We start from the raw sequence: 368 nt of genomic DNA on the forward strand, positions 1-368 counted from the left end.
TCCCCGGCCTTCGACGGCTAGCCGTAAGATCTCGCTGAAGTCGGCGAGCAGCGTACGTGGGCACATGGTCGACATCGCCCGGAACCGGCTGCTGACTTTCGAGAGCATGCTGGAATACTACCTCGCAAACATGCTGCTGTCGTGGCGACGCACAGTTCTCGTCGAGGACCAGCCGCCAGAACTCAAGTTCATGTTCGGCGGCATGCGGACCGGGCACACGTTCGACTTCCGCGGAACGGACGATCGCAATTTTCGAACTGCCTATGCCGTCAAGGCGCATGACCAGCTCGCGCCCGACCAGACCTTCGCGAAGGCCCGAGCCATCGCCGCCGCACACTTTCCCCGCTTCGCGGATCACTGGCTCGTCC

At 62.8% G+C, this 368-nt stretch carries 1 protein-coding gene; it reads left to right on the plus strand.

Annotated features, from left to right (window positions below):
* Positions 1–64: 64 nt before the first annotated feature.
* A partial coding sequence (locus AF337_RS07055; protein ID WP_049731553.1) for a hypothetical protein occupies positions 65–368 on the plus strand: 304 nt, incomplete at its 3' end.

It is taken from the genome of Rhizobium ecuadorense, from assembly GCF_001187535.1.
GTDB lineage: Bacteria > Pseudomonadota > Alphaproteobacteria > Rhizobiales > Rhizobiaceae > Rhizobium > Rhizobium ecuadorense.